We start from the raw sequence: 22,117 nt of genomic DNA on the forward strand, positions 1-22,117 counted from the left end.
CAGCGGGCCAGTTTGGAAGAAGTGGTGGAAGTCAAGGCAGTGGGCGGACCATGCGGTCCATGATGTGATCGAGTGCAGCCGCTGCATCCGTGCAGCGGCCGGTGTGCACGGGCGAGGTCTGGATGATGGCGCTGCGTTTGGCGGTGAGCCAGTGAAAGCGCTGGCGGTACGGCAGGCGGGCAATGGGGCCGCAGCCTTCGTCGCCCGCGCAGATGGCCACGATGGCGGACAGGTGGCGGCGCACAGTGTCGATGTCGGCGTGCGGGTCCATGGCCAACAGGCGGGCCTCATCGAGCGCAATGGCGGCCTGCAGAAAGCCGGTGCGCTGGCACGACAGGATCGCGCCCGCGTTGATAAATTCCTCGCGCTCCACGCGCGGCACCACGCGCACGATGGCGTAGTCATACACCTCAGGCGCGTGCATCAATGGCCTCCTTCAATGCATTCACCCAAGTGGCGCGCCCGGCCAGGCGAGCGCAGAAGTAGTCCACATAGGCCTGGCGGTGGGTGGCGGCAGCCGTCAGCAAGCCTTCTTCATGGTCGGCGCCGGCCAGCAACAGGAACTCGTCGGACACCTCGGCCAGGATGCCGACCACCACCGCAGGCGTGAGGCGGGCAGCCAGCTCGGCATCCACCTGCGCGAGCAGCGTGGCCCGGGCCAGCAGCACATGGTCGGCAATGGGCGCAAAGGGTTTGGCGGGCTGGGCTACCGTGCCGTTCCACGCATGGTGAAAGGTCAGCGCCGCACCGTGGTCGATGAGCCAGGGCTGGCGGTGCCACATCAGCAGATTGGTGTTGCGCGCGGTGCGGTCCACATTGCCGACCAGCGTGTCGAACCACACGAGGCGCGAGGCAAAGTCGTCCGACACCGCATCCACCGCCGGGTCGAAATTGAGCGCGCCCGACAGGTAGTCCAGCCCCACGTTCAGGCCGCCGCTGGCGCGCACCAGGTCCTGGATCTCGGGGTCGGGCTCGGTCTGCGCCAGGGCGGGGTCGAGCTGGGCCAGCACGATCTCTGGCACGGGCAGGCCCAGCGCACGGGCGATGCCGCCCGCGATCATCTCGGCCAGCAGTGCGCGCACGCCCTGCCCTGCGCCGCGAAACTTGAGCACGTAGGTGCCCAGGTCATCGCCCTCGACAATGGCGGGCATGGAGCCACCTTCGCGCAGTGGCGTGACGTAGCGGTTGACGGTGATGGTTCTCAAAAGGTCTCCCTGGAACCGGTTGAATGCGGGATGGTACGGCCCGCAGGGCCCAAGATGGCCTGCCATGCGGCCCGCAGCGCATCTTGCGCGGCGGGCGCCAACACCCCCAGGCGCACCATGCCCGGCAGGCCGAACGATGTGGCGTCGCGCAGCTTGATGCCGCTGGCACGCAGCATCGCCAGGTCGCGTTGCAACGCAGCAGTGTGCGGTAGCGCGCAGAAGTAGTTGGCCAAACTGCCCGGTACCACGGCCCAGCCCAGCGCAGAGCACAGGGCCTGCTGGCGCGCCTTCCATTCGCGCAAGGTGGACAGGCAGGCTGCCACCCATTGCTGCACGGCGGGCGTGGCCCAGGCGTGAAGCAATGCCACGCCATGTGCGCCCACGGGCCAGGACGAAGCCAGGCCTTGCAGCGCCAGCACCGTGCCCTCGGCCCCCGCTGGGGCCACGGCGTAGGCGGCGCGCACGCCCGTCAGGCCCAGGGCTTTGTTGGGTGACCACAGCTGCCAGGCCGATGCGGGGAGTGCGGGGGCGGGGTCTGCAGGCTCCAGCACCAAAGGGCGGTAGGCGCAGTCCAGCACGCGCAGGCTGCCGGGAGTTTCCAGTGTCGGGTCGGCATGCCACGCGGCCAGTACGGCATCGACCGTGCCCAGCGGGCTGGCGGGTTCGCAGGCCCAGTGCAAGGTGGTGAACGCATCATGAGCATCATGAGCGCCATCCACGCCCCCTGCCCCGCGCCGCCGCACGGCCAACCCATGGGCCTGGGCGGCCTGGGCATAGTCGCCATAGCTGTGCGGGGGCAGCAGCACCTGCGCCGCGCCTTGCAGCCGCGCCCAGGTGGTGATGCGGTGAATGAATTCAGACGCGCTGCCCGCCACCACGATGCGCCCAGGTGCCACGCCGTGCAGCGCCGCCAGCGCGGCGCGCAGCGCGGTGTAGGCCGGGTCGGGGTAGCGGGTGGGGTCGGCCTGCTGCACACAAGCCAGCGCCTCAGGGCATGGGCCGCAGGCGTTGCTGTTGGTCGAGAAGTCGTGCACGGGCACGCCCTGCGCATCGGGGCCGCCATGCACGCCGACCAGGCGGTGGGAGCCATCGGCTGCGTTGTCGCCCGGCAGGGGCTGCGGGATTGGCAAGGGTTGCTGCATGCTTCAGCCCCCGGCAATTGCTATAAAAAAGAGAGCTGCTACCGCTGTAGGGACAAGCGCTAGAACCACTTTTTGTGCATAACCCGCAGCCCGGTGCGTGTCCAGCGGGCCGGGCTCATGCCCGTCGGGGTGCAAGGTGTACACGCCGGGCTTGGCCAGCCGCACGCCCAGCGCCAGGGCCATGGCGGCCATGGGCCAGCCGCTGTTGGGCGATGGGGTTTTGCGGGCCTCTTGCGCCAGCAGGCGGGCGGGCAGGCCGCCGTGCAGCGCAGCCAGCAGCAGTGCAGTGATGCGCGCGGGCAGCCACGACAGCACATCGTCGGCCCGCGCGGCCCACTTGCCCGCCCATTGCCAGTAGCGGGCGCCCCGGCTGCCGGGGTAGCCCCACATGGCATCGGCCGTGTTGGCAAAGCGGTAGATGGCCGCGCCCGGCAGGCCCAGCAGCACAAACCAGAACACCGGCGCCACCACCGAATCGTTGAGGTTTTCGGCCAGCGATTCGATGGCCGATTCGCGCACCTCGCTGGGCGTGAGCTGGCTCACGTCGCGGCTGACCAGGCGGGCCAGTTGCTCACGCCCCTCGGGCAGCGAGCGGGCCAGTGCCCGCTCTACCGCCATGACTTCATCGCGCAGCATGCGCCACGCCAGCAGCGGCTTGAGCAGCACGGCCAGCACCGGCGCAGCCAGCCACCAAGGGCCTTGCTGCAAGTGGCTTTGCAGCCACCAGGCCAGCGCCCCTGCCCCGCCCGCCCCCACGCACCAGGCCAGCGCGCCCAGCCAGAAGGAGCGGCGCTTTTGCACATGGGGCGGTGGGTCTGCCGTGGTCAGCGGGGCGACGCGGCGCCCGGCCCAGCCCAGGTAGCGCCCCATCCACACCACGGGGTGCAGGGGCAAGGGTGGCTCGCCAAAGCGCCAGTCCAGCAGCAGCGCCAGCCCCAGGGCCAGCGCGCTGACGAGCGCCCACTCCGTCTCCGGCACACCGGCCCCGCCCAATAAGCTGTGCCAGGTGTGCACCAGGCTATCGGGCGCGCCTGCGGACGCACTCACACCGGCCTCGCTCATGCGTGTGGCCCCTGGGTGCCGCCGTGGGCTGCACCCGCATCGGTGTTCATGCGCCAGGCGGTGCGCGCGCAGGCCCCCACCGTGGCGCCCACCACCCAGAACACACCCGCCACGCCGATGACGGCCCCGGCCGTGCCAAACAGCATGGGCATGAGCACGCTGGAGGCGTTGATGGCCATGAGCCGCAGGCCCAGGGCCTCGCCATGGCGGTGCTCGGGCGTGATCTGGTGCAGCAGGCTCATCACCATGGGCTGCACCGACCCGAGGGTGAAGCCCAGCAGCACCGAGCACACACCCATGGCCAGGGCCGACGCCAGCAGCGGGTACACCCCAAACAGCACCGCCGTGATCACCATGGCACCGGCCACCACGGCATGCTCGCGCACATGCTTGGCCACCAGCGGCAGCAGCAGCCGCACCACGGCCGCAGCCACGGCAAATGCGCCCAGGATGGAGCCGATGACCGAGGCAGACAGCCCCCGCTCGTGCCCGATGAGTGGCACGACGAAGGTGTGCACGTCCCAGCACGACGAAAGCACCCAGTTCACGATGATGAGGCGGCGAAAGGCGGGTTCGTTGAGCAGATCCCACGAGCCCCGGGGCGGCCCCCCCTCAGCGGCGATCACGGGCGGCAGCTCTTCGGTGTGGCGCACCCAGAACCAGGTGGCAAGCGGCAACAGGGCCAGCAGCGCAAATGCGGCGCGGTAGCCCTCGGTGCTGCCCGCAGCACTGCCTGCGTGGTCAATCATCAGCCCCGCAAAAAACGGCCCGATGAAGTTGGACACCGCAGGCCCGATGGCCAGCCAGCTGAACACCTGGCGCAGCTGGGTGGTGTCATGCGCAGCGCGGCCCACATGGCGCTGCAGCGCAATGATGGCCAGGCCCGTGGCCCCGCCCGTGAGCAGGGCCGAAAAGCACATCACCGCAAACACCGGGTAGACCAGCGACGCCCCGGCCCCCACACAGGCCATGGCCACCGCAATGCCCACGGGGCGCTTGAGGCCGTGCCGGTCAGCGTAGCGCCCTGCGGGCAGCGCCAGAAACACCTGCGTGAGCGCGAACAGCGCCAGCAGCACCCCCACGGCGGCGGCGCTGTAGCCCTCGCGCAGTGCCAGCAGCGGCGTGGCCATGCGCATGCCGGTCATGCAGGCGTGCAAAAAGATTTGCCCGGCAATCAGCCGGGCCAGCGCCATGTTCATGGGGTGTCGTCCTCCAGGCCCAGCAGCGATGCATTGGCGCCGGGCAAGGCGCCATCGCCCCCGCCGGGCAAGACGCCATCGCCCCCGCCGGGCAAGACGCCATCGCCCCCGCCGGGCAAGACGCCATCGCCCCCGCCGAGCAAGGCGCCATCGTCCTCTGGCGCAGGCAGGTCCTGCACATCGCGCAGCTTGCGCTGGATGGCGCGGGTGCGCACGCCCACCTCGTCAAACTTTTTGGCGGCGGCGTCGATGGATTTTTTGGTGGCTTCCACCACATCGCCAAACTTGGCGAACTCGGTCTTGACCATGCCCAACAGGCTCCACACCTCGGACGAGCGCTTTTCAATCGCCAGCGTCTTGAAGCCCATTTGCAGGCTGTTGAGCATGGCGGCCAGGTTGGCCGGGCCGGTGATCATCACGCGGCACTCGTTCTGCACCGCTTCGACCAGGCCGGGGCGGCGCATCACCTCAGCAAACAGGCCCTCGGTGGGCAGGTAGAGCACGGCAAAGTCGGTGGTGTGCGGGGGCGAGACGTACTTGGCGAAGATCTTCTTGGCTTCGAGCCGGATGGACGTTTCAAACGCATTGCCTGCCGACAGTGTGGCGACCTTGTCGGCAGCGTCCTGCGCGTCCATCAGGCGCTGGTATTGCTCGACCGGGTATTTGGAGTCGATGGGCAGCCACACCGGGTGCTCATCGCTCTTGCCCGGCAGGCGGATGGCAAATTCCACCAGCTCGTCGCTGCCCGGCACGGTCTTGACGTTGCGCGCGAACTGCTCGGGCGTGAGCACGTTGTCGATGATGGCGCCCAGCTGCATTTCGCCCCAGGTGCCGCGCGACTTCACGTTGGTCATCACACGCTTCAAGTCGCCCACGCTGCCCGCCAGGGTCTGCATCTCGCCCAGGCCCTTGTGCACTTGCTCGAGCCTGTCACTCACCAGCTTGAAGGATTCGCCCAGGCGCTGCTCCAGCGTGGCGTGGAGCTTTTCGTCCACCGTGCGGCGCATTTCTTCGAGCTTGGTGGCGTTGTCGGCCTGGATGGCAGCCAGGCGTTCATTGAGCGCGGTGCGCAGTTGCTCGGCGTTGTGCTGGCTGCCCTGCACCAGCCCGGTGAGCTGCTGCGACACCGCGTCTTGCAGCACCGCAAACTGGTTCTTGATCTGAAAGCTGTTGGCTTCGAGCTGGTCTTTGAGCGCCTGCGACATCACCCCCAGCTGCAACTGGGTGTCGCCCTTGAGCGCATCGAGCGTGAGGCGCGTGGCCGCGTCCAGGGCCATGAGGCGCTGCTCCAGCCGCGCCTCAAACACGCCAAAGGCGGCCAGCAGCTCGGCACGGCCGTTGCGCGATTCAGCCACCGCTTGCGTCAAGCGCTCATCGACCGCGTGGCGCAGCCCCTCCAGCGTGGTCTGCGTGGTTTGGGTGAAGCCGCGCAGCTGCTGGCCCATGCCGTCCAGCGCCCCATCGTTCTTGGCCACGGCCAGTTGGGTGGCCTGGGTGGTGCGCTCCAGCGTCTGCAGGCGGGCCAGCCATTCGGGCGGCAAATCCACACGGGGGCGGCGCAGCGCCAGCAGCGCGAGCGCGATGAACACCAGGGCCAGTGCGGCCAGCAGAACGAGGGTATCGGTAGTCAAGGCAGGTTTACTATTATTTTGATAGCTGCTAGCGCTTATCCATAAAGCGCTAGAGGCCTATTTCACTTGAAGGAGCGGTGTTACTGCGCCCGCAGGCCAGGCACGGGCTGGTTCACCGGGGTGAGGGGGCCACGCCCGCCTAAAAAGGCGATCAGGTTGTCTGCCGCCAGATTGGCCATGGCCCGGCGCGTGGGCACCGTGGCGCTGGCGATGTGGGGCGTGAGCACCACGTTGGGCACGGTGAGCAGATCGGGGTGCACGCTGGGCTCGCCCTCAAACACATCCAGCCCCGCTGCGGCAATGCGCCCTTCGCGCAGCGCCACGGCCAGCGCCGCATCATCCACAATGCCGCCGCGCGCAATGTTGATGAGCGTGGCCGTGGGCTTCATCAGCGCCAGCTCGGCAGCGCCAATGGTGTGGTGCGATGCCGCGCTGTACGGCACCACCAGCACCACATGGTCGGCTGTGCGCAGCAACTCTTCCTTGCCCACATAGGTGGCCTTGCATTCGGCCTCCAGCTCGGCGGGCAGCCGCGAGCGGTTGTGGTAGACCACCTTCATGCCAAAGCCGTGCGCGCCGCGCTTGGCAATGCCCTGCCCGATGCGGCCCATGCCGATGATGCCCAGCGTGCTGCCGTGGATGTCACTGCCCGCAAACATGTCGTAGCTCCACTTGGTCCACTTCCCGGCGCGCAGGTAATGCTCGCTCTCGGTCATGCGGCGGGCGGTGGCCATCAGCAAGGCAAAGCCAAAGTCGGCCGTGGTCTCGGTCAGCACATCGGGCGTGTTGGTGCCCTGCACGCCCGCGGCGGTCATGGCGTCCACGTCAAAGTTGTTGTAGCCCACAGCCATGTTGGCGCAGATTTTGAGGCGCGGCGCGGCGGCCAGCAGCGCGGCATCCACGCGCTGGCTGCCCGTGGTCAGCACGCCGTCCTTGTCGGCCAGGCGCTCGGCCAGTTCTTGCTGCGTCCAGATCACGTCATCTGGGTTGTCCTGCACGTCGAAATGCGCGCGCAGGCGGTCCACGATGTCGGGGAAGATCGCACGGGCGACCAGGATGCGGGGTTTGCTCATGGGGTTACCTAAACCAGATGAAAGTCATGACGATAAAGAGCGGCACCAGGATGCCGCCCGACCACAGCATGTAGCCAAAGAAGCTGGGCATCTTCACGCCACGGTCTTCGGCAATGGCCTTGACCATCATGTTGGGGGCGTTGCCGATGTAGCTGTTGGCCCCCATGAAGACCGAGCCCGCCGAGATGGCTGCCAGCGTGGGGGCCAGGGTGGTCATCAGCACGGCAGGGTCGCCACCGGCGGTGTTAAAGAAAACCAGATAGGTCGGCGCGTTGTCGAGGAAGGAGCTGAGCGCGCCGGAGGCCCAGAAGTACATGGCCGGGTCGGGCGTGCCATCAGGCCGGGTGACGGCGGCCACCACAGCGCCAAACGGGCCGTTGACACCGGCCTTGAGCATGGCGATGACGGGGATGATGGTGAGGAAGATGCCTGCGAACAGCTTGGCCACCTCTTGCATGGGCCCCCAGCTGAACTGGTTGTCCTCGTGCACCTGCTTGGGGGTGACATACAAAGATGCCAGAGTGACCAAGATCAGCCCCACATCGCGCACGAGGCCAGGCAGGCCCACGTCGGCCCCGGCCAGGGCGAACGATATGGGGGACTTCCACAGCCCGCTCATCAGCACCAGCGCCACCACCACGCCCAGCAGGGCAAAGTTGGCCTTGCCGTCAAAGCCGATGGCCTGGGTGTCAGGGGTCGGATCGGTCTTGAGCACTTCTTCGCGGCGGTGGTAGTACCAGGAGTCCATCGCAAAAAAGAGGGCCAGCAGCGCGCCGACCAGGAACAGGGTCTCCGGAAAGATATGGCCCACGGTCCAGAAAAAGTCCACGCCCTTCAAGAAGCCCAGGAACAGCGGCGGGTCGCCCAGCGGGGTGAGCGAGCCCCCGGCGTTGGAGACGATGAAGATGAAGAACACCACCACATGCGCCGTGTGCTTGCGGTTGTCGTTGGCGCGGATCAGCGGGCGGATCATGAGCATGGACGCGCCCGTGGTGCCCATGACGCTGGCCAGCACCGCACCAATGGCCAGGATGGCGGTGTTGAGCGCCGGGCTGCCGTGCAGGTTGCCCCGGATGTAGATGCCCCCCGCCACGGTAAACAGCGCGGTGAGCAGGATGACGAAGGGAATGTATTCGGCCACCAGCGCGTGCACAAAACTCGCGCCCGCTGCACCCGGGCCAAAGGCCACCGCAAACGGCAGCAAGAACGCCAGCGCCCAGCCCGCCGCCACCTTGCCAAAGTGGTGGTGCCAGAAGATGGGCGCCAGCAGGGGCATGAGCGCAATCGACAGCAGCAGGCCCGCAAACGGCACACCCCACAGCGCGGACAGCGCACTGCCGTCCAGTTCAGCCGCCTGGCTCAGGCTGGGCAACAGGGCTGCAGCCGCCGCCATCCACGGGGCCGCTCGGCGAGAAAGGGTCATTGTTCTTGTCTCCATCATTGCGGTTCTTTTTGAAAAATAGACGGGTGCGGTGGTTGGCTCAGTCAATGCATTCACAGCGCTGACTGCGCTGGCTGCGGTGCAGGGATCTCAAACACCTGCCGCAGGTAGGCCAGGTAGGCCTCGTCATCGCACATGCCCTTGCCGGGCGTGTCCGACAGTTTGGCCACGGGCTGGCCGTTGCAGCGGGTCATCTTGATGACGACCTGCAGCGGCTCGTGCGCGGGCGCGTCGCCCAGGTCGTTGGTGAGGTTGGTGCCAATGCCAAAGGCCAGCTGGCAGCGCCCCCGGAACTGCTGGTACAGCTCGATGGTGCGCGGAATGGTGAGGCCGTCGCTGAAGATCAGCGTCTTGGTCAATGGGTCGACGCGGTTCTTGCGGTAATGCTCGAGCAGGCGCTCGCCCCAGGCAAAGGGGTCGCCGCTGTCGTGCCGCGCACCGTCAAACAGCTTGCAAAAGTACAGGTCGAAGTCGCGCAGGAAGGCGCTCATGCCGTACACATCCGACAGCGCAATGCCCAGGTCGCCCCGGTATTCCTTGGCCCACATTTCAAAGCCAAACACCTGGCTGTCGCGCAGGCGCGGGCCCAGGGCCTGGCAGGCCTGCAGGTATTCGTGTGCCATGGTGCCCAGTGGGGTCAGGCCCAGCTTCATGGCAAACAGCACGTTGCTGGTGCCTGCAAACTGGCCCGGCCCCGTGGGTGCGCCGGGGCGGCGGTCGCCCGTGCCTAGGCGGGCCACCAGCACGCGCAGCACTTCTTCGTGCCAGGCGCGGCTAAAGCGCCGGCGCGTGCCGTAGTCGGCAATCTTGAGGTCGCCCAGCCCATCGGCCTGCAGCGCTGCGATCTTGGCGTCCAGGCGGCGGCGGCCTTCGGGGAAGTCGGGCACCTTTTGCGTGTTGCGAAAGTACACCTCGTTGACGATGGCCAGCACCGGGATCTCAAACAAGATGGTGTGCAGCCAGGGGCCTCGGATGGTGATCTCGATCTCGCCCGTGGGCAGGGGCGTGATGGTGATGTACTTCTCGTTCAGGCGGAACAGCCCGAGAAAATCCACAAAATCGCTCTTGATGAAGCGCATCGACCGCAGGTAGGCCAGCTCGGCATCCTGAAACTGCAGGCCGCACAGCGAACGAATCTCGTCACGGATCTCGTTGGCAAAGGGCGCCAGTTGCACGCCGGGGTTGCGGCACTTGAAGCGGTATTCGACCTGGGCACTGGGAAACTGGTGCAGCACCACCTGCATCATGGTGAACTTGTACAGGTCGGTGTCGAGCAAGCTGGTGATGATCATGGACTGGGCGACGCCCTCGCAAAAGACCGGGAAGGCTCGGGGAGGCCATAGGGTCAGGGATCTGGTTTCACAACACGCCGTGCGCGCCAAGGGCTGCCGACACCCCACAAAGCGGCCCGGGCCGGGGGCCCTGCCGCAGGCGATGCAGGCAGTGCGACACGGCGGAACCAAGGTGCCAGGGGATGGTTTGAGCGCTCTCAGGAGCAAGGCGCCAAAGTGTAGCCCTTGCAGGGTGCCCAGCGCTGCAGCAGGGCCACGGCCTACGGGGGCCGCCCCCGCGCCGGGATTGAAGAAAAATCAGCCTCTATCGCCTACCAACAAAGCGCGAGCAGCTATATTTTTAATAGCAAACCAATCGCACGCACATTGCACGGAGATCGCACTTCAATCGCGATGGGGCACCAGCTTTTCCAGCACGGCGCGCAGCGGGGCTGGCACAGGCACGGGGCGGCGGGTTTCGCGGTCGACGTAGACATGCACAAAGTGGCCTGCGGCGGCGGTCAGGGGCTCGCCCTGGGCGAACAACCCCACCTCGTAGCGCACGCTGGAGCCGCCCAGACGCGCCACCCGGATGCCCGCCTCCACCGTCTGCGGAAAGGCCAGCGGCGCAAAGTAGTTGCACTGGGTCTCGATGACCAGCCCGATGGTGGTGCCCGCGTGGATGTCGAGCACGCCCTGCTCGATCAGGTGCGCGTTCACCGCAGTGTCAAACCAGCTGTAGTAAACGACGTTGTTCACGTGGCCATACACATCGTTGTCGGCCCAGCGGGTGCTGATGGAGCGAAACGCCTGGTACGCACTGCGGGGCTGCGGCGCGGGGCGGGCGGGTGTCTGCACGGTGGGTGCAGCGGCTGCGGTGGGTGCGGAGGTGGGCGTGCTCATGCAGCCGCATTTTGCCAGCGGGCGTGGTACTGCAGTGCCACCTGCCAGGTGTTGAGCTGGGCCTGCACGGTGCTGGCAATGTCGCGCCCATAACCCCCGGCCATGGAGAAAGCCAGCGGCACGCGGCGCTGCCAGGCCCAGTCGAACACGGCGTGGTCGCGGGCCTGCAGCCCGTCGTAGCTCAGCGCCAGGCGGCCCAGCCGGTCGCCCTCGTGCGGATCAGCCCCTGCCAGGTACAACACCAGGTCGGGGCGAAAGCGCTGCGCCAGCACCTCCAGCGCTTGGTCCAGTGCCTGCAAATAATCCGCGTCGCCGCAACCATCGGGCAGCGGCACATCCAGGTCACTGGCCTCTTTGCGGAACGGAAAGTTGCGCTCGCCGTGCAGCGACAGCGTGAACACGCTGGCATCGCCTTGAAAGATGTGGGCCGTGCCGTTGCCCTGGTGCACGTCCAGATCAATCACGGCCACCTGCAGGGACTTGAGGGGTTCAAGGCCAGCCTCCGGGGCTGCGTCTTGGGCCATCGGGTGCTGGCTTTGCATCAGGCGTGCGGCAACGGCCACATCGTTGAAAACACAAAAGCCACTGCCCTTGTCGGCATAGGCGTGGTGCGTGCCACCTGCCAGGTTGCCTGCAATCCCGTCGCGCAGCGCTGCGCGGCAAGCCCCCAGCGTGGCTCCCACGGAGCGACGCGCCCGCTCGGCCATGGCCTCGCTCCAGGGAAAGCCAATCTCCCGCTGCTCGGCGGGCGTGAGCGTGCCCGTGGCCACCGCCTGCACGTAGGCGGGTGCGTGGGCCAGCACCAGCTCGGCATCCGTCGCAGTGGGGGCCACATGCAAGGCCACGCCGGGCAGCTCCTGCGCAATGCGGTCGCGCAGCATGCGGTACTTGGCCATGGGAAAGCGGTGCCCCTCGGGCAAAGGCAAAACGAACTGGTCGGCGTAATAAGCGTGCATGACGCCATTGTGGCAAGCCACCCCATTCCTGGAGCCTTGCCTCTAATTTGCTGCACTGCAACAAAAAACACTTGCAATAGCCGAGCAGCGGCCTAAAATTCAACCCATGCTGCACTGCAACATGATTCATCCGAATCACAACGTCAGAGCAGATGTCTGTAAGTACCCGGCCACCTTCGGCCCCCTTTTTTAGGAGATATGACATGACGTTGACCGCAGAACAAATCCTGGCCTCCCACAAAGCCAACATCGAAACCCTGTTTGGCCTGACCACCAAAGCCTTTGAAGGCGTGGAAAAGCTGGTCGAGCTGAACGTGACGGCCTCGCGCGCTGCCCTGTCGGAAGCCGCAACCCACACCCAAGCCGTGCTGGGCGTGAAGGACGCGCAAGAGCTGCTGGCCCTGCAAGCTGGCCTGTTCCAGCCCCTGGCTGAAAAGACCGCTGCCTACAGCCGCCACCTGTACGACATCGCCTCGGGCACCGGCGCTGAATTTGGCAAGGCTTTTGAAAGCCAAGCCACCGACGCACAGAAGGCCTTCACCAACTTGGTGGACAGCGCTGCAAAGAACGCCCCTGCTGGCTCTGAAACCGCAGTGGCCGTGATGAAGAGCGCTGTGTCTGCCGCCAACAATGCTTTTGAATCGGTGCAAAAGGCCGTGAAGCAAGCCAGCGACGTGGCCGAAGCCAACTTCAACGCCGTGGCCAACACTGCCGCCACCGCTGCCAAGACGGCCGCCCCACGCAAGCGCTAAGCGCTGCGCACACACCGGTTGCAAGGAACGCTGTTCCTGACTCCAGTTGTCTCCTTGGATCCTCTCGAAACCTGGGTTTCAGGGATCCATTTCAAGCCCGGCACCTGCCGGGCTTTTTTTTGCCTATTGGCCTCACCTGATAGATACCTCGTCGTTGCCCTGGCTTTGCGGACTAGCTATCCGCAGCGCCGCCTGGCACGATCACCCACACACAGGTGCCCCCACCCTGGCGCGGCAGAAAGCTGAACTGCCCCCCAGCCAGTTCCGCCCGCCTGCGCATGCCTGCAATGCCTGATCCGGCGTGCACCTGGGCGCCGTCATGTTGTGTATCCATGCCAATGCCGTTATCGCTGACCTCGGCGTACCAAGAGCCCGACGCAGCAAGGTAGTGCACGCTGACAGCCACTTCGGTAGCCCTGGCATGCTGCAGCACATTGCTCAATGCCTCCTGGACAATTGCCACCAAGTGGGTAGCACAGTGCCCATGCAACTGCATGGCTCCATCAAAGACTTGCACGTCCCAGGTCATCTGGATGTCGCGGCGCTCCAGCACGGGCTGCATGCGGTGGCGCAGCCGTGCCAGACGCTCGGTCACCGACTCGCCCTCCCCGCCCATGGAGTCCACGATCAAGCGCAGATCGAGCATGCAGCGCTCCAGAACATTGAGCACCTCGCTGTCGCTGGAAGGTTTGGAGTCAAGAAGCGCCATGGCACACACGAGCTGAGAGCCCAGGCTGTCGTGCAGGTCACGGGCAATGCGCCGCCGTTCGGCATGCAGTTCCGGGCTCGGTCGTGGACTCAGGCGGGGTCGCCACTGTAAGGCCCTGGGCAACTGAATGAGCAGCAGCCCCCCCAACGCCAAGCAGACGAGCAGCGTCACACCTCGCAGCCAAAGTTGCACACCACCACCGACACCCCCAAGCCAGCCAAACGCCAGCACCGTCAACACCAACTGCAGCAACCAAAAGGAAATGCAGGTGATCGCAAACCAGGCAGGACGGGTGCGAAACATAGCGCGGGCAGCAAGCCTTCGGTGATGGCAACCCTGGCTAGAACAATCCCCTCAAGGAGGCGAATCGCACGGCTTGTGCACGGGTCCTGACCTGTAGCTTGCGGTATATGTTCCGCAGATGGGTGTTGACCGTCATGCTGCTGATGAACAGGCGCGACCCGACTTCCACGCTGGTGTACCCACTGGCGACCAGGCGCAAAATCTCTTTCTCACGGGCTGAAAGGCGATCAGCATCATCGGGCTGGCGCCGCTTAGATTCTGCTGCGTTAGTGCGGTCAAACCGCTGTAGCAGGCGCCGCGCTAGGTTGGGGGTGATAGACGCGCCACCATTGGCCACCTGCAGCACCGATTGCGCATAGTTGCCAAACCAGGAATTCTTGCCCACAAAGCCCGCAGCCCCCAACTCAAAGGCTCGCATCACCTGCTCGTCGTTTTCCATCACGGAAATGACGACCGCCTGTGCCGAGGGGCGAAAAGACCTGAAAAACTCCAGCAGCTCAAAGGCCTCGCCATCGCCCAAGTTCAGGTCTACCAGCAGCACATCAAACTCATGCTGCTTGATGGCCTTGCGCCCCTCCCTGACGCTGGCGGCCTGGCCTACCAGCAAAGTGCGCGGATCTGACATCAACTCCTGCGCAATCACCATCCGAATGTGCGCATCGTCATCCACGAGCAGCACCCTGATGGGGCTGGACTCTTGACCGACCAGGAAAGCGGGCCACACCGATGGTGGATTGGAGTAGGTGGAAAACTGGCCTGAAGGCACAGAGGGATGCACGCTTGGCGCAGCTGAAGATTCGACTTGCCCATGATTGCTCACGATAAACACTCCTAGGGAACTTGAATTGCATTGAAAGCCGCGCAGAACCCTGGATGCTGCAGTGAGAGGCAAAGCCACCGTGCAGCCGGCTTAGATGAAGGCAGTCGGCAACCACACCGCTGGTGCTTCGTGCGGTCACTGCGCATCCCTTACGTTTGCGCACAGGTTTTGAGCTGACTGCATCGTGACCGCAGCGTGCTCTCCACTCCGTTCGGTAGCGAACACAATGCAACAAAATTTCCTCACGTTGTTTGGAATTGCTAAATGATTGCAAATTTCACAAACAGTTACTACCTAGGTTTTCACTGGCCATCAGGCCAAGGGGCTGATTCATCCCCGCGACGCACTAGGCTTCCAAGCGTTTTGCGTGAGAGCGCGCTCCACCGTATGGGGTAGCCAGTCCACCGTATTTGTATCAGCGAGGGGGCCGCAGACACTGACTCCAGGCAGCGAGGAAGCGCCATCACTCCTCAAAGGAAGTGAGCGCCAGACCGAGCTGTCCATTCCACTGCACCGCAGATTCGCTGCGATGCAGACAGTGTCGACACCCATCATCGAAGGATCTGTCATGAAAACCCTTGCTTTCATTGCTTTGAGCGCCATTGCCTCCTCTGCCATGGCCACAGGCCCCGTGTCTTCCAGTCCCGATATTTCGATCACTGGCACTTCGGTGCAATTCGCTTCGCTGGCCAATGTTTCTGCCAGCAATAACTCCACAGGCTCCAAGAGCGAGGCGTTCCAAAACCTGGCCTCCAACACAGGCAATGTCACTGTGGGCGGCAACTCCATCCAGGGGGTGCTGGGGGTTGGCGGCAGTGTGACCAACACCGCCAGCGGCAGCGACGCTTACGCCAGCCAGAACCTGTCCTCCAACGTTGGCGAAGTGACCATTTCGGGCAACTCGCTCCAGTTCACCGCTCTGACTGGCGCCACCATCGCCAACCTGTCCAGCGGCAGCAACAGCAAAGCGGTGCAAAACATCGCCACCAACAACGCCTGCTTCACCTGCCAGCCCACCAAGACCAGCAACTGGCCTAACTAAGGCCCCTGGCCACTGTGCTGCCTGACGGCGGCCATCACCACCTGAAGGCCTGCGGAAACAGTGCGGGGTAGCCCGTAGTGTTTCCGCAGGCCGATGACTCGGATCGCACACCCTTGAAGGCTGCTCCTTCATTCAAATCTGGAGGTGTTCCATGGGCACTCGTTACACCTGGCCCAGGCTCGCAGCCTGGAGTCTTTGTCTCAATCTCTGCGGTGTCGCCTGGGCACAGGCGCCTGGCGAAGACCCGGTCATCCTGACCAAAAAGCTCACCGTGCAAATGCAGCCCACCGGCGCTGCAACACCCTCCTCCAACCTGGATGGCAACACCAGCATGCCCGCATGGCTGCGCGCCCGCATCGCACGCTATGAGGCCAAGGCGTTTTCGGAAGACACCTCTGGTGTGCTGACCAACAACGATGTGGTCACAACGGCCAATGCACAGGGCATGCAAAAAACCTGCGTGCAGGAGGTGGGTAGCAATACGGTTTCCAGCGGTACAGCCAACACCGCCAGGTACGGCACCACGGCCGCCCCGCAAGTGGTGGTGCTGCGCGGCGATCTGGTCAACATCTGCAAGTAGCCAGGCAGCCCATTGGGCGCGGCACCCGAGGTAGGAGCACACACATGCCATCCCCCCACCTGGCCCCGGCCGGGCCCTTGCACCGCCCTTTGCGTTGGGGCATCTTGGTGGCTATCTTTGGCAGCCTGTGGCTGAGTGGCTGCACCATCCCCATGGACCCCAGGAAGGATCAGCCCTTTCAGGAGCGCGCCTCCATCACCGATCGCCCCGCCACCCGCCCCACCCGCTCGATCTCCAGCTTCTCTGATTCGCTGGTGTGCATGGACCACATGCTGCGCGACGCCCAGCAGCCCACCACACTCATCACCAGCAAACAGATTCCGGATTACTCTGGCCGCGTGGCAGTGGCCAGCAAAGACATGGTGATCACGGCACTGTCGCAAATGTCGCGCTTGAGCAATGCCTTCCGGTTTGTGGACTACGAGGTGGACATTGCACGGCAAGACACGGTGCAGAACCTGACCACCATCTTGCTGAACAACAACCAGATCCAGCTGCAAAGGCCTGCGTTGTATATCTCTGGCGCCGTATCGTTTGCGGACCAAAACGTCATCAACAACCGCTTTGACACGGGGCTGTCTGGCCCCCGCATCGATCTCGGCTACAGCCAAAGCCGCAACGCCACCATCATCGGGCTGGAAATGCACCTGGGCGACTTCCGCACCCGCACATTGATACCCGGACTGGATTCGGCCAACGAGGTCATTGTGGGCAGCGGCGGCCAGGGCGTGGACTTGGCGGGCCGCATTGGCACCTATGGGGTGCAATTCAATGTCGGGCGCGACTACACCCAAGGCGCTGGCAGCGCCATGCGGACGCTGGTCGATTTGGCCACGATTGAGCTGGTCGGCAAATGGGCACGCGTGCCCTATTGGCAATGCCTCACTTTGGAGCAAAACCACCCCGACTTTCAGCGACAGTTGCGCGACTGGTATGACGAGGGCTCGGCATCGGTGCGCATCCAGCTGGTCACGCGCTCATTGATCAGCCGGGGGTACCTCGCGGCAGGTGCTAGCCCAGCCAGCCCTCCCAGCAGCAGTTCGCTGTCAGAACCCAACCCCCAGCTTCGGGCCGCATTGGCGCGCTTTCAGGCCGACAACGGGATGGTGGTGACCGGCGTGGTGGACTTCCCGACCTACGAACGGGCTTTGCGCCACTTTGTGGACTTGGCTGCGGACGGCACATTGGCGCGCATCGGTTGGAGTTCTACCCATGCCGAGCCGGTGCAGCCCAAGCCAGAGGCCACAGACCAGCCCACAAAGCCCGTGGCGACCAGTGCGCTGATGTATGGAGCGCCCGCCGCCGAGCGCACCTTGAACATGCAAATTGAGAACGTGCTGCTGGACCGCACAGCCTTTGAAGTCGGCGAACAGATATTCTTGTCTGCCACGGTGTCACGCGCATCTTTTCTGCAGTGTTATCTGGCCGATGCCACCGGCACCGTCATGCGCTTGTTGCCCAACCAGGCCAATACGGTGGGCTGGGTGTCTGCCAACCAGGCTGTCCGCATCCCGGACTGGATGAGCCCCAACCCGGGGTTTGTGATGGACGCCGCCAGCCCGGGCCGCGAGGGAGTTGCCTGCTTTGCCACAGACGAAGACAGCACCGCCAAGCTGCCCGACGATTTGCGTGGCCCGGCCCTTAAGGCCATCCAGGGTATCCGCACGTTGGAGAAGATCAACGAAGCCTTTGCCAAGGCATGGGGCAGCACCGGCTACACAGGCAACGCGGTGTACTGGAATGTGGTGCCCCGGCGAACCCCTACCGCCACCTCTGCAGCACCAGCTCCCCGCAAATAAGACCATTGCGGCAGCTCCATGTCCAAGCCACATCGCCTGTCATTGGCCTCACCCACGAAGCTGCTGTGGATAGCGGCACTTGGACTGGGTTTGTGCTACCCCGTTGTGGCCCTGGCTGCAGCCAGGGGCTTGTCCGAATCCGCGGACCAAGGCGTGGATCCTGAAGCGCTCCATGCGCCTTCACCATCTGCGGCAACAAATAGACCCCTCCGCACTGAACAAGCAGTGCAGGCGCTGCGCGCAGCAGCGCTGGGCGGCGCGCCTGCGCCCGCTGCATCAAAGCGCCCATCCACAAACTCGTCCCCCAAACCAACCACGAGCCCAGCCGAAGCCGCTTGGCTGCTGGGTCTGCTAAGCCTGCATGGTGTGGGCACGCCCACAGACACAGCCCAAGCACAACATTGGTTTGAACAAGCCCAAGCACTGCGACACCCTCTGGCACCCGCAGGTTTGGCATGGTGTCAAATCATGGGGTGCCTGAGCCCCCCGAATCCTGCAGCAGCCATCCCCTGGATCCAGCAGTTGACCAAAGGCACGCCAGGTCTGGCCAAATATCTCGAATGGCTGGTCAGCCAGGCGATCGCTCCCATACCATCGCCCACGTCAGAGCCAGCCCAAGCCCCACACCCACTTTTGCTGGCCGCGGCCAATGCAGGCAATGCCCAGGCGACGAATGAACTAGGGCTGGAATACCTGGCGACCGGCCAACTCGAAAAAGCACTCGCGCAATTCCAGTCCGCAGCCACCAGGTCTGCCGCCGCAGCAGCCAACGCCCATCTGCTTCGCAAGCGCATTCAGCCAGGCCCATCCAAGCAGCCCCACCAACCCATCCGCAACAACGCACAGGCTTGGTATACCGAAGCGCAACGCTACCACCGTGGCGACGGTGTGCCAGCCAACTACGCAGAGGCAGTGCGCCTGTACCAAATTGCAGCCAGCAGCGGCGATGAGAAGGCTCGCAGAATGCTGGAGTTGATCTTCTCGCGCCCCACGCCCACTGGGACGGTGGACTTGGCATGGATGCAGCAGCTTGCGGCGCTGAATCCCGACTCCAACGGTTCCACGCAAAATGCCACGACCCCGCTGTCTCCCCACTCATGGCAAAGAGATCCAAGCCCCCTGTATGGACTGATCCCAGCGCAGTGGCTTGCCACGAGAACCACATCCACGCCCTGATGAATTGACGGGGGACAATGATCGCGTCGGCGACGACGCCAAACCCTTGTGACGACTGAATCAAAGACCACACCGGTGGCCCTGGGGCTCAAATGGAGAATCGGCTACCAGTGTGCGCTGGCTGCCATCGAAATCTACGCGGCCATCCCTCGACTCTGTAGGCTCTACCTCGCAGGTAGCATCGCTGTTCTGGCGGCACTGGCGGTGGGTAGAAATTAGCCACTCCGGCGAAGACGGGAATCAGGCATTGCTGTTGATGCAGCGCATGGCTTTGTTTTCTGAATCGCCGCCGTTGCACCCCTCGCGAAATGGCTTCCATACGGCGTCAATCACTCCAACGCTTCGCAGACAACAAACTGCGCAATCCCTGAAAACACAACCAAGTACCGTTGTCATCTATGAAAAACCTGCACAGATCTTTGGCCAAGGCGGCACTGGTGGCCGCTTTGCTCGGCACCGCATCCATCGCGTCGCATGCTGAAATGTCGTTCATCGCACCTGATCAGCAATCCTCTCGGCTGGGCAGCAACGACGCTGCCTTGGCCGCCAACAAGCGGCTGGTGTTTGATTTCTGGCGGGAAGTGTTTGAGGGTGGGCACATGGAGCTTGCCGACAAGTACCTGTCAGACGAATACGTGCAGCACAACCCCAATGTGCAAAGCGGCCGCGCAGCCTTTGTTGATTTCTTCTCCAAAATCAAAAAGCCCCAAACCATCGCCCCACACATCCAAGCCCCGCTGGTCTCCATCGTTGCAGAACGTGATTTGGTCATCCTGAGCTTTGGCCGCGAGTACACCGACCCCAAGGACCCGACCAAACGCTACGTTACTACGTGGTTTGACATGTTCCGGATAGCGAATGGGAAGATTGTGGAACACTGGGACCCTGCGCTCCGCCGCTGAGTCGCAGGAGTGCGCTGATGCGCGCGAATCCGCGCCTGCAACGACAGCAACCAAACTAGCGCGTGTGCCTCCTGAGATTTTCAGAGCACTCAAAATGCATTAACCTGGGGGTACAAAACACCGATCACACCAAATTGGGATGGTTGTACCCCCGGCTGTACCCCCAATTTCTCCAGGCTGGATGGGAGCCTGTATACATGCCATAGGCCATCAGTCGTTGATTTACCAAAGAAAAAGGGCGTTCGCCGAATTTCGGCGAACGCCCTTGGACGTTATGGTGGTGGAGCTGGCGGGAATTGAACCCGCGTCCGCAAGCCTTCATCGAGCAGATCTACATGTTTAGCGGTCTGTTTTGAATCTCGCCACGGTCATCGCGCAGTCGCACGCTATAACAGCAGCCAGCACCCTATTTTCTTACCCCAATCCAAGGTACCCGGATCAGGGCCAGCCCATGTAATTATCCTTGCAGCCGGGAGGCCCTGATTGCTCAGAACCCCCTTGCCCAGCCCATCGGCCAACTGTTGCAAGGCTCACTGGCAATTAAGCAGCGAGTGCGAAACGTTCGTCGTTTGCAGTTAGTTTTTTAAATCGAGATTTACGAGCGTGACTCAAGCTCGACATGCACCACACCGATTCCGAACCCACGTCGAAACCAGGACAGCCCCAGGCTTTCTATTTTAGGCCACTGCGATCCGTTGCAAGAGCTCCAGCGGAGAATTAATTGAGGCGTGGGCATTCCAACGCGTGATGTCGGTTTGCGCACCAAGATAGCCATAGGTTGCAGCCACCGTCGCCATACCAGCGGCATGTCCGGCAACGATATCCCTCTCGTCATCGCCCACATAGATGCAGCGACCAGGGTCCACCCCTAAACGCCTAGCGGCCTCCAGCAAAGGAGCGGGATGGGGCTTGGCATGGGGTGTGGTGTCACCACTGATAACGACCTCAGCGGCCGCCAGCAAAGGCATGGAGCGCGTCAAAGGGTCTGTAAAGCGCATCGATTTGTTTGTCACGATGCCCCAGCGCAGCTGGCGCAACTGCAAGGCTTCCAGCATCTCTGCAACTCCATCAAAGATGGACGTGGACACCGTCATGCGAAGTTCATAGTTCACGAAGAACTCCTCCCGCATCGCCGGAAAGTCGGGGTGTTCGGGAGTCATCCCAAACGCTTGCGCCAACATGCCACGCGCGCCAGCGCCAGCCATTGGGCGGTACAGGTCGAGAGAATAGGAGGAGAGGCCACGGTCTGTGCGCATCTGGTCGGCAGCCGCACCGAGGTCTGGGGCACTGTCAATCAAGGTGCCATCCAGGTCAAACAGCACAGCCTCAATGTTGTTGAACATACGGGGCAATCAAGAAAACTTTTGGGTTGCCAGCATGTAATTGACACTGGTGTTCGAGCTGAGCCAGTACCGGCGCGTGACCGGGTTGTATTCAAGCCCCTTGGTGTGAAGCACATCCAGGCCTGCCGCTCTGCAACTGGATGCCAGTTCGCTGGGCCTGATCATCTTGGCGTACTCGTGCGTACCTCGGGGCAACATATTCAGCAGGTACTCCGCACCCACAATGGCCAGCATGAAAGCCTTGGCGCTGCGGTGCAAGGTGGAGAAAAAAACCCACCCACCGGGCTTCACCAGTTGGGCGCAGGCTTGCACCACAGAGTGAGGATCCGGCACATGCTCCAGCATTTCCATGCAGGTCACCACATCAAAACTGGAGGGTTGTTCTTCAGCCAGAGCCTCTACGCTGATTTCTCGGTATTGAATGTGGGGGGTGCCAGTTTCCAATGCATGCAGTTGGGCTGCACGCAACGATTTGGTGGCCAGGTCGATCCCTGTCACATCGGCCCCTTTGCGGGCCATGGAGTCGGCCAAAATCCCTCCTCCACAACCAACATCCAAAACCCTGCACCGGTCCAAACCTGCGTGGGAGTTGATCCAGTCCAAACGAAGCGGGTTGATTTGGTGTAGCGGACGGAACTCGCTTTCTGGATCCCACCAACGGTGCGCTAAATCAGAGAATTTCGCCAGCTCAGCAGGGTCTGCGTTGATTGATTCGATCATTTCGCCATTTTCCTCTATTCCATAACCTAAATGGTTTTTGGCGATTGCCATGGGCCAGTCATTACCTCGCCATCAAAATTGAAAAAGC

At 63.5% G+C, this 22,117-nt stretch carries 21 protein-coding genes, 1 other RNA gene and 1 pseudogene; 7 read left to right on the forward strand and 16 right to left on the reverse strand.

Annotated elements, in window-relative coordinates:
• Window positions 1–31 precede the first annotated feature (31 nt).
• From CLU86_RS09290 to CLU86_RS09340, 11 genes are all read right to left on the reverse strand, one after another.
• Window positions 32–424 carry a DUF3037 domain-containing protein gene (locus tag CLU86_RS09290; RefSeq protein ID WP_099741419.1) on the reverse strand — a complete coding sequence of 131 codons (393 nt, stop codon included), beginning with the start codon at window positions 422–424 and terminating at the stop codon, window positions 32–34.
• Window positions 411–1,205 carry a HipA family kinase gene (locus CLU86_RS09295; RefSeq protein ID WP_099741420.1) on the reverse strand — a complete coding sequence of 265 codons (795 nt, stop codon included), beginning with the start codon at window positions 1,203–1,205 and terminating at the stop codon, window positions 411–413. The genes CLU86_RS09290 and CLU86_RS09295 overlap by 14 nt, the downstream gene beginning before the upstream one ends.
• Window positions 1,202–2,347 carry an aminotransferase class I/II-fold pyridoxal phosphate-dependent enzyme gene (locus CLU86_RS09300; protein ID WP_099741421.1) on the reverse strand — a complete coding sequence of 382 codons (1,146 nt, stop codon included), beginning with the start codon at window positions 2,345–2,347 and terminating at the stop codon, window positions 1,202–1,204. The genes CLU86_RS09295 and CLU86_RS09300 overlap by 4 nt, the downstream gene beginning before the upstream one ends.
• A gap of 3 nt (window positions 2,348–2,350) precedes the next feature.
• Window positions 2,351–3,409 (reverse strand): adenosylcobinamide-phosphate synthase CbiB, encoded by a 1,059-nt coding sequence (gene cbiB, locus CLU86_RS09305; RefSeq protein ID WP_099741422.1) that lies wholly within the window; start codon window positions 3,407–3,409, stop codon window positions 2,351–2,353.
• Window positions 3,406–4,608 (reverse strand): MFS transporter, encoded by a 1,203-nt coding sequence (locus CLU86_RS09310; RefSeq protein WP_099741423.1) that lies wholly within the window; start codon window positions 4,606–4,608, stop codon window positions 3,406–3,408. Before CLU86_RS09310 ends, cbiB begins: the two co-directional genes overlap by 4 nt.
• Window positions 4,605–6,239: a DNA recombination protein RmuC gene (rmuC, locus tag CLU86_RS09315; protein WP_233194904.1), complete on the reverse strand. Its 1,635-nt coding sequence runs from the start codon at window positions 6,237–6,239 to the stop codon at window positions 4,605–4,607. Before rmuC ends, CLU86_RS09310 begins: the two co-directional genes overlap by 4 nt.
• Window positions 6,240–6,319: 80 nt before the next feature.
• Window positions 6,320–7,312, reverse strand: coding sequence for a D-glycerate dehydrogenase (locus tag CLU86_RS09320; RefSeq protein WP_099741424.1), 993 nt, complete (start codon window positions 7,310–7,312; stop codon window positions 6,320–6,322).
• Window positions 7,313–7,316: 4 nt separating this feature from the next.
• Entirely contained in the window at window positions 7,317–8,735 is a 1,419-nt protein-coding gene (locus tag CLU86_RS09325) for a sodium:proton antiporter (RefSeq protein WP_199175107.1), read from the reverse strand.
• Window positions 8,736–8,806: 71 nt separating this feature from the next.
• Entirely contained in the window at window positions 8,807–10,045 is a 1,239-nt protein-coding gene (gene pncB / locus CLU86_RS09330; protein ID WP_099741426.1) for a nicotinate phosphoribosyltransferase, read from the reverse strand.
• A gap of 384 nt (window positions 10,046–10,429) precedes the next feature.
• The gene (locus tag CLU86_RS09335; RefSeq protein ID WP_099655806.1) at window positions 10,430–10,927 is read right to left on the reverse strand and encodes a thioesterase family protein; all 498 of its coding nucleotides are present in this window, start codon (window positions 10,925–10,927) and stop codon (window positions 10,430–10,432) included.
• Window positions 10,924–11,883: a histone deacetylase gene (locus CLU86_RS09340; RefSeq protein WP_099741427.1), complete on the reverse strand. Its 960-nt coding sequence runs from the start codon at window positions 11,881–11,883 to the stop codon at window positions 10,924–10,926. The genes CLU86_RS09335 and CLU86_RS09340 overlap by 4 nt, the downstream gene beginning before the upstream one ends.
• 203 nt (window positions 11,884–12,086) lie before the next feature.
• Between CLU86_RS09340 and CLU86_RS09345 the strand changes: the two genes are divergently transcribed.
• On the forward strand, window positions 12,087–12,635 hold the full coding sequence (locus CLU86_RS09345) for a phasin family protein (protein WP_099741428.1): 549 nt from the start codon (window positions 12,087–12,089) through the stop codon (window positions 12,633–12,635).
• Window positions 12,636–12,807: 172 nt separating this feature from the next.
• Here CLU86_RS09345 and CLU86_RS23290 read toward each other — a convergent pair whose 3' ends face one another.
• Together CLU86_RS23290 and CLU86_RS09355 are read right to left on the reverse strand one after the other, a co-directional pair.
• Window positions 12,808–13,647: a sensor histidine kinase gene (locus CLU86_RS23290; RefSeq protein WP_099741429.1), complete on the reverse strand. Its 840-nt coding sequence runs from the start codon at window positions 13,645–13,647 to the stop codon at window positions 12,808–12,810.
• A gap of 37 nt (window positions 13,648–13,684) precedes the next feature.
• Complete coding sequence (locus CLU86_RS09355) at window positions 13,685–14,425, reverse strand: response regulator transcription factor (protein ID WP_099743472.1); 741 nt, start codon at window positions 14,423–14,425, stop codon at window positions 13,685–13,687.
• A gap of 610 nt (window positions 14,426–15,035) precedes the next feature.
• Here CLU86_RS09355 and CLU86_RS09360 point away from each other — a divergent pair.
• The 6 genes and pseudogenes from CLU86_RS09360 (at window position 15,036) to CLU86_RS09380 (ending at window position 19,966) form a co-directional block, all read left to right on the forward strand.
• Window positions 15,036–15,509: a hypothetical protein gene (locus tag CLU86_RS09360; protein WP_143226693.1), complete on the forward strand. Its 474-nt coding sequence runs from the start codon at window positions 15,036–15,038 to the stop codon at window positions 15,507–15,509.
• Between the two features lie 151 nt (window positions 15,510–15,660).
• Window positions 15,661–16,089, forward strand: a complete 429-nt coding sequence (locus tag CLU86_RS09365) for a hypothetical protein (RefSeq protein WP_099655812.1) — start codon at window positions 15,661–15,663, stop codon at window positions 16,087–16,089.
• Between the two features lie 44 nt (window positions 16,090–16,133).
• Entirely contained in the window at window positions 16,134–17,888 is a 1,755-nt protein-coding gene (locus CLU86_RS09370) for a DUF4384 domain-containing protein (protein WP_099741431.1), read from the forward strand.
• An 18-nt stretch (window positions 17,889–17,906) separates the two neighbouring features.
• Window positions 17,907–18,293, forward strand: a pseudogene (locus CLU86_RS23295) (hypothetical protein); the annotation flags it as partial.
• Window positions 18,294–18,356: 63 nt separating this feature from the next.
• The gene (locus CLU86_RS09375; RefSeq protein ID WP_233194910.1) at window positions 18,357–19,064 is read left to right on the forward strand and encodes an SEL1-like repeat protein; all 708 of its coding nucleotides are present in this window, start codon (window positions 18,357–18,359) and stop codon (window positions 19,062–19,064) included.
• Between the two features lie 398 nt (window positions 19,065–19,462).
• Window positions 19,463–19,966 carry a nuclear transport factor 2 family protein gene (locus CLU86_RS09380; RefSeq protein ID WP_099741433.1) on the forward strand — a complete coding sequence of 168 codons (504 nt, stop codon included), beginning with the start codon at window positions 19,463–19,465 and terminating at the stop codon, window positions 19,964–19,966.
• Window positions 19,967–20,244: 278 nt separating this feature from the next.
• Here the strand turns inward: CLU86_RS09380 and ssrA are convergent.
• The 3 genes from ssrA to ubiG all read right to left on the reverse strand — a co-directional run bounded on the left by ssrA (window position 20,245) and on the right by ubiG (window position 22,029).
• Window positions 20,245–20,631, reverse strand: a transfer-messenger RNA (tmRNA) gene (ssrA, locus tag CLU86_RS09385).
• A gap of 12 nt (window positions 20,632–20,643) precedes the next feature.
• Entirely contained in the window at window positions 20,644–21,309 is a 666-nt protein-coding gene (locus tag CLU86_RS09390; protein ID WP_099741434.1) for an HAD-IA family hydrolase, read from the reverse strand.
• A 9-nt stretch (window positions 21,310–21,318) separates the two neighbouring features.
• Window positions 21,319–22,029: a bifunctional 2-polyprenyl-6-hydroxyphenol methylase/3-demethylubiquinol 3-O-methyltransferase UbiG gene (ubiG, locus tag CLU86_RS09395; RefSeq protein WP_099741435.1), complete on the reverse strand. Its 711-nt coding sequence runs from the start codon at window positions 22,027–22,029 to the stop codon at window positions 21,319–21,321.
• Between the last annotated feature and the right edge of the window lie 88 nt (window positions 22,030–22,117).

This window comes from Acidovorax sp. 62 (assembly GCF_002754495.1).
Lineage (GTDB): Bacteria > Pseudomonadota > Gammaproteobacteria > Burkholderiales > Burkholderiaceae_C > Acidovorax.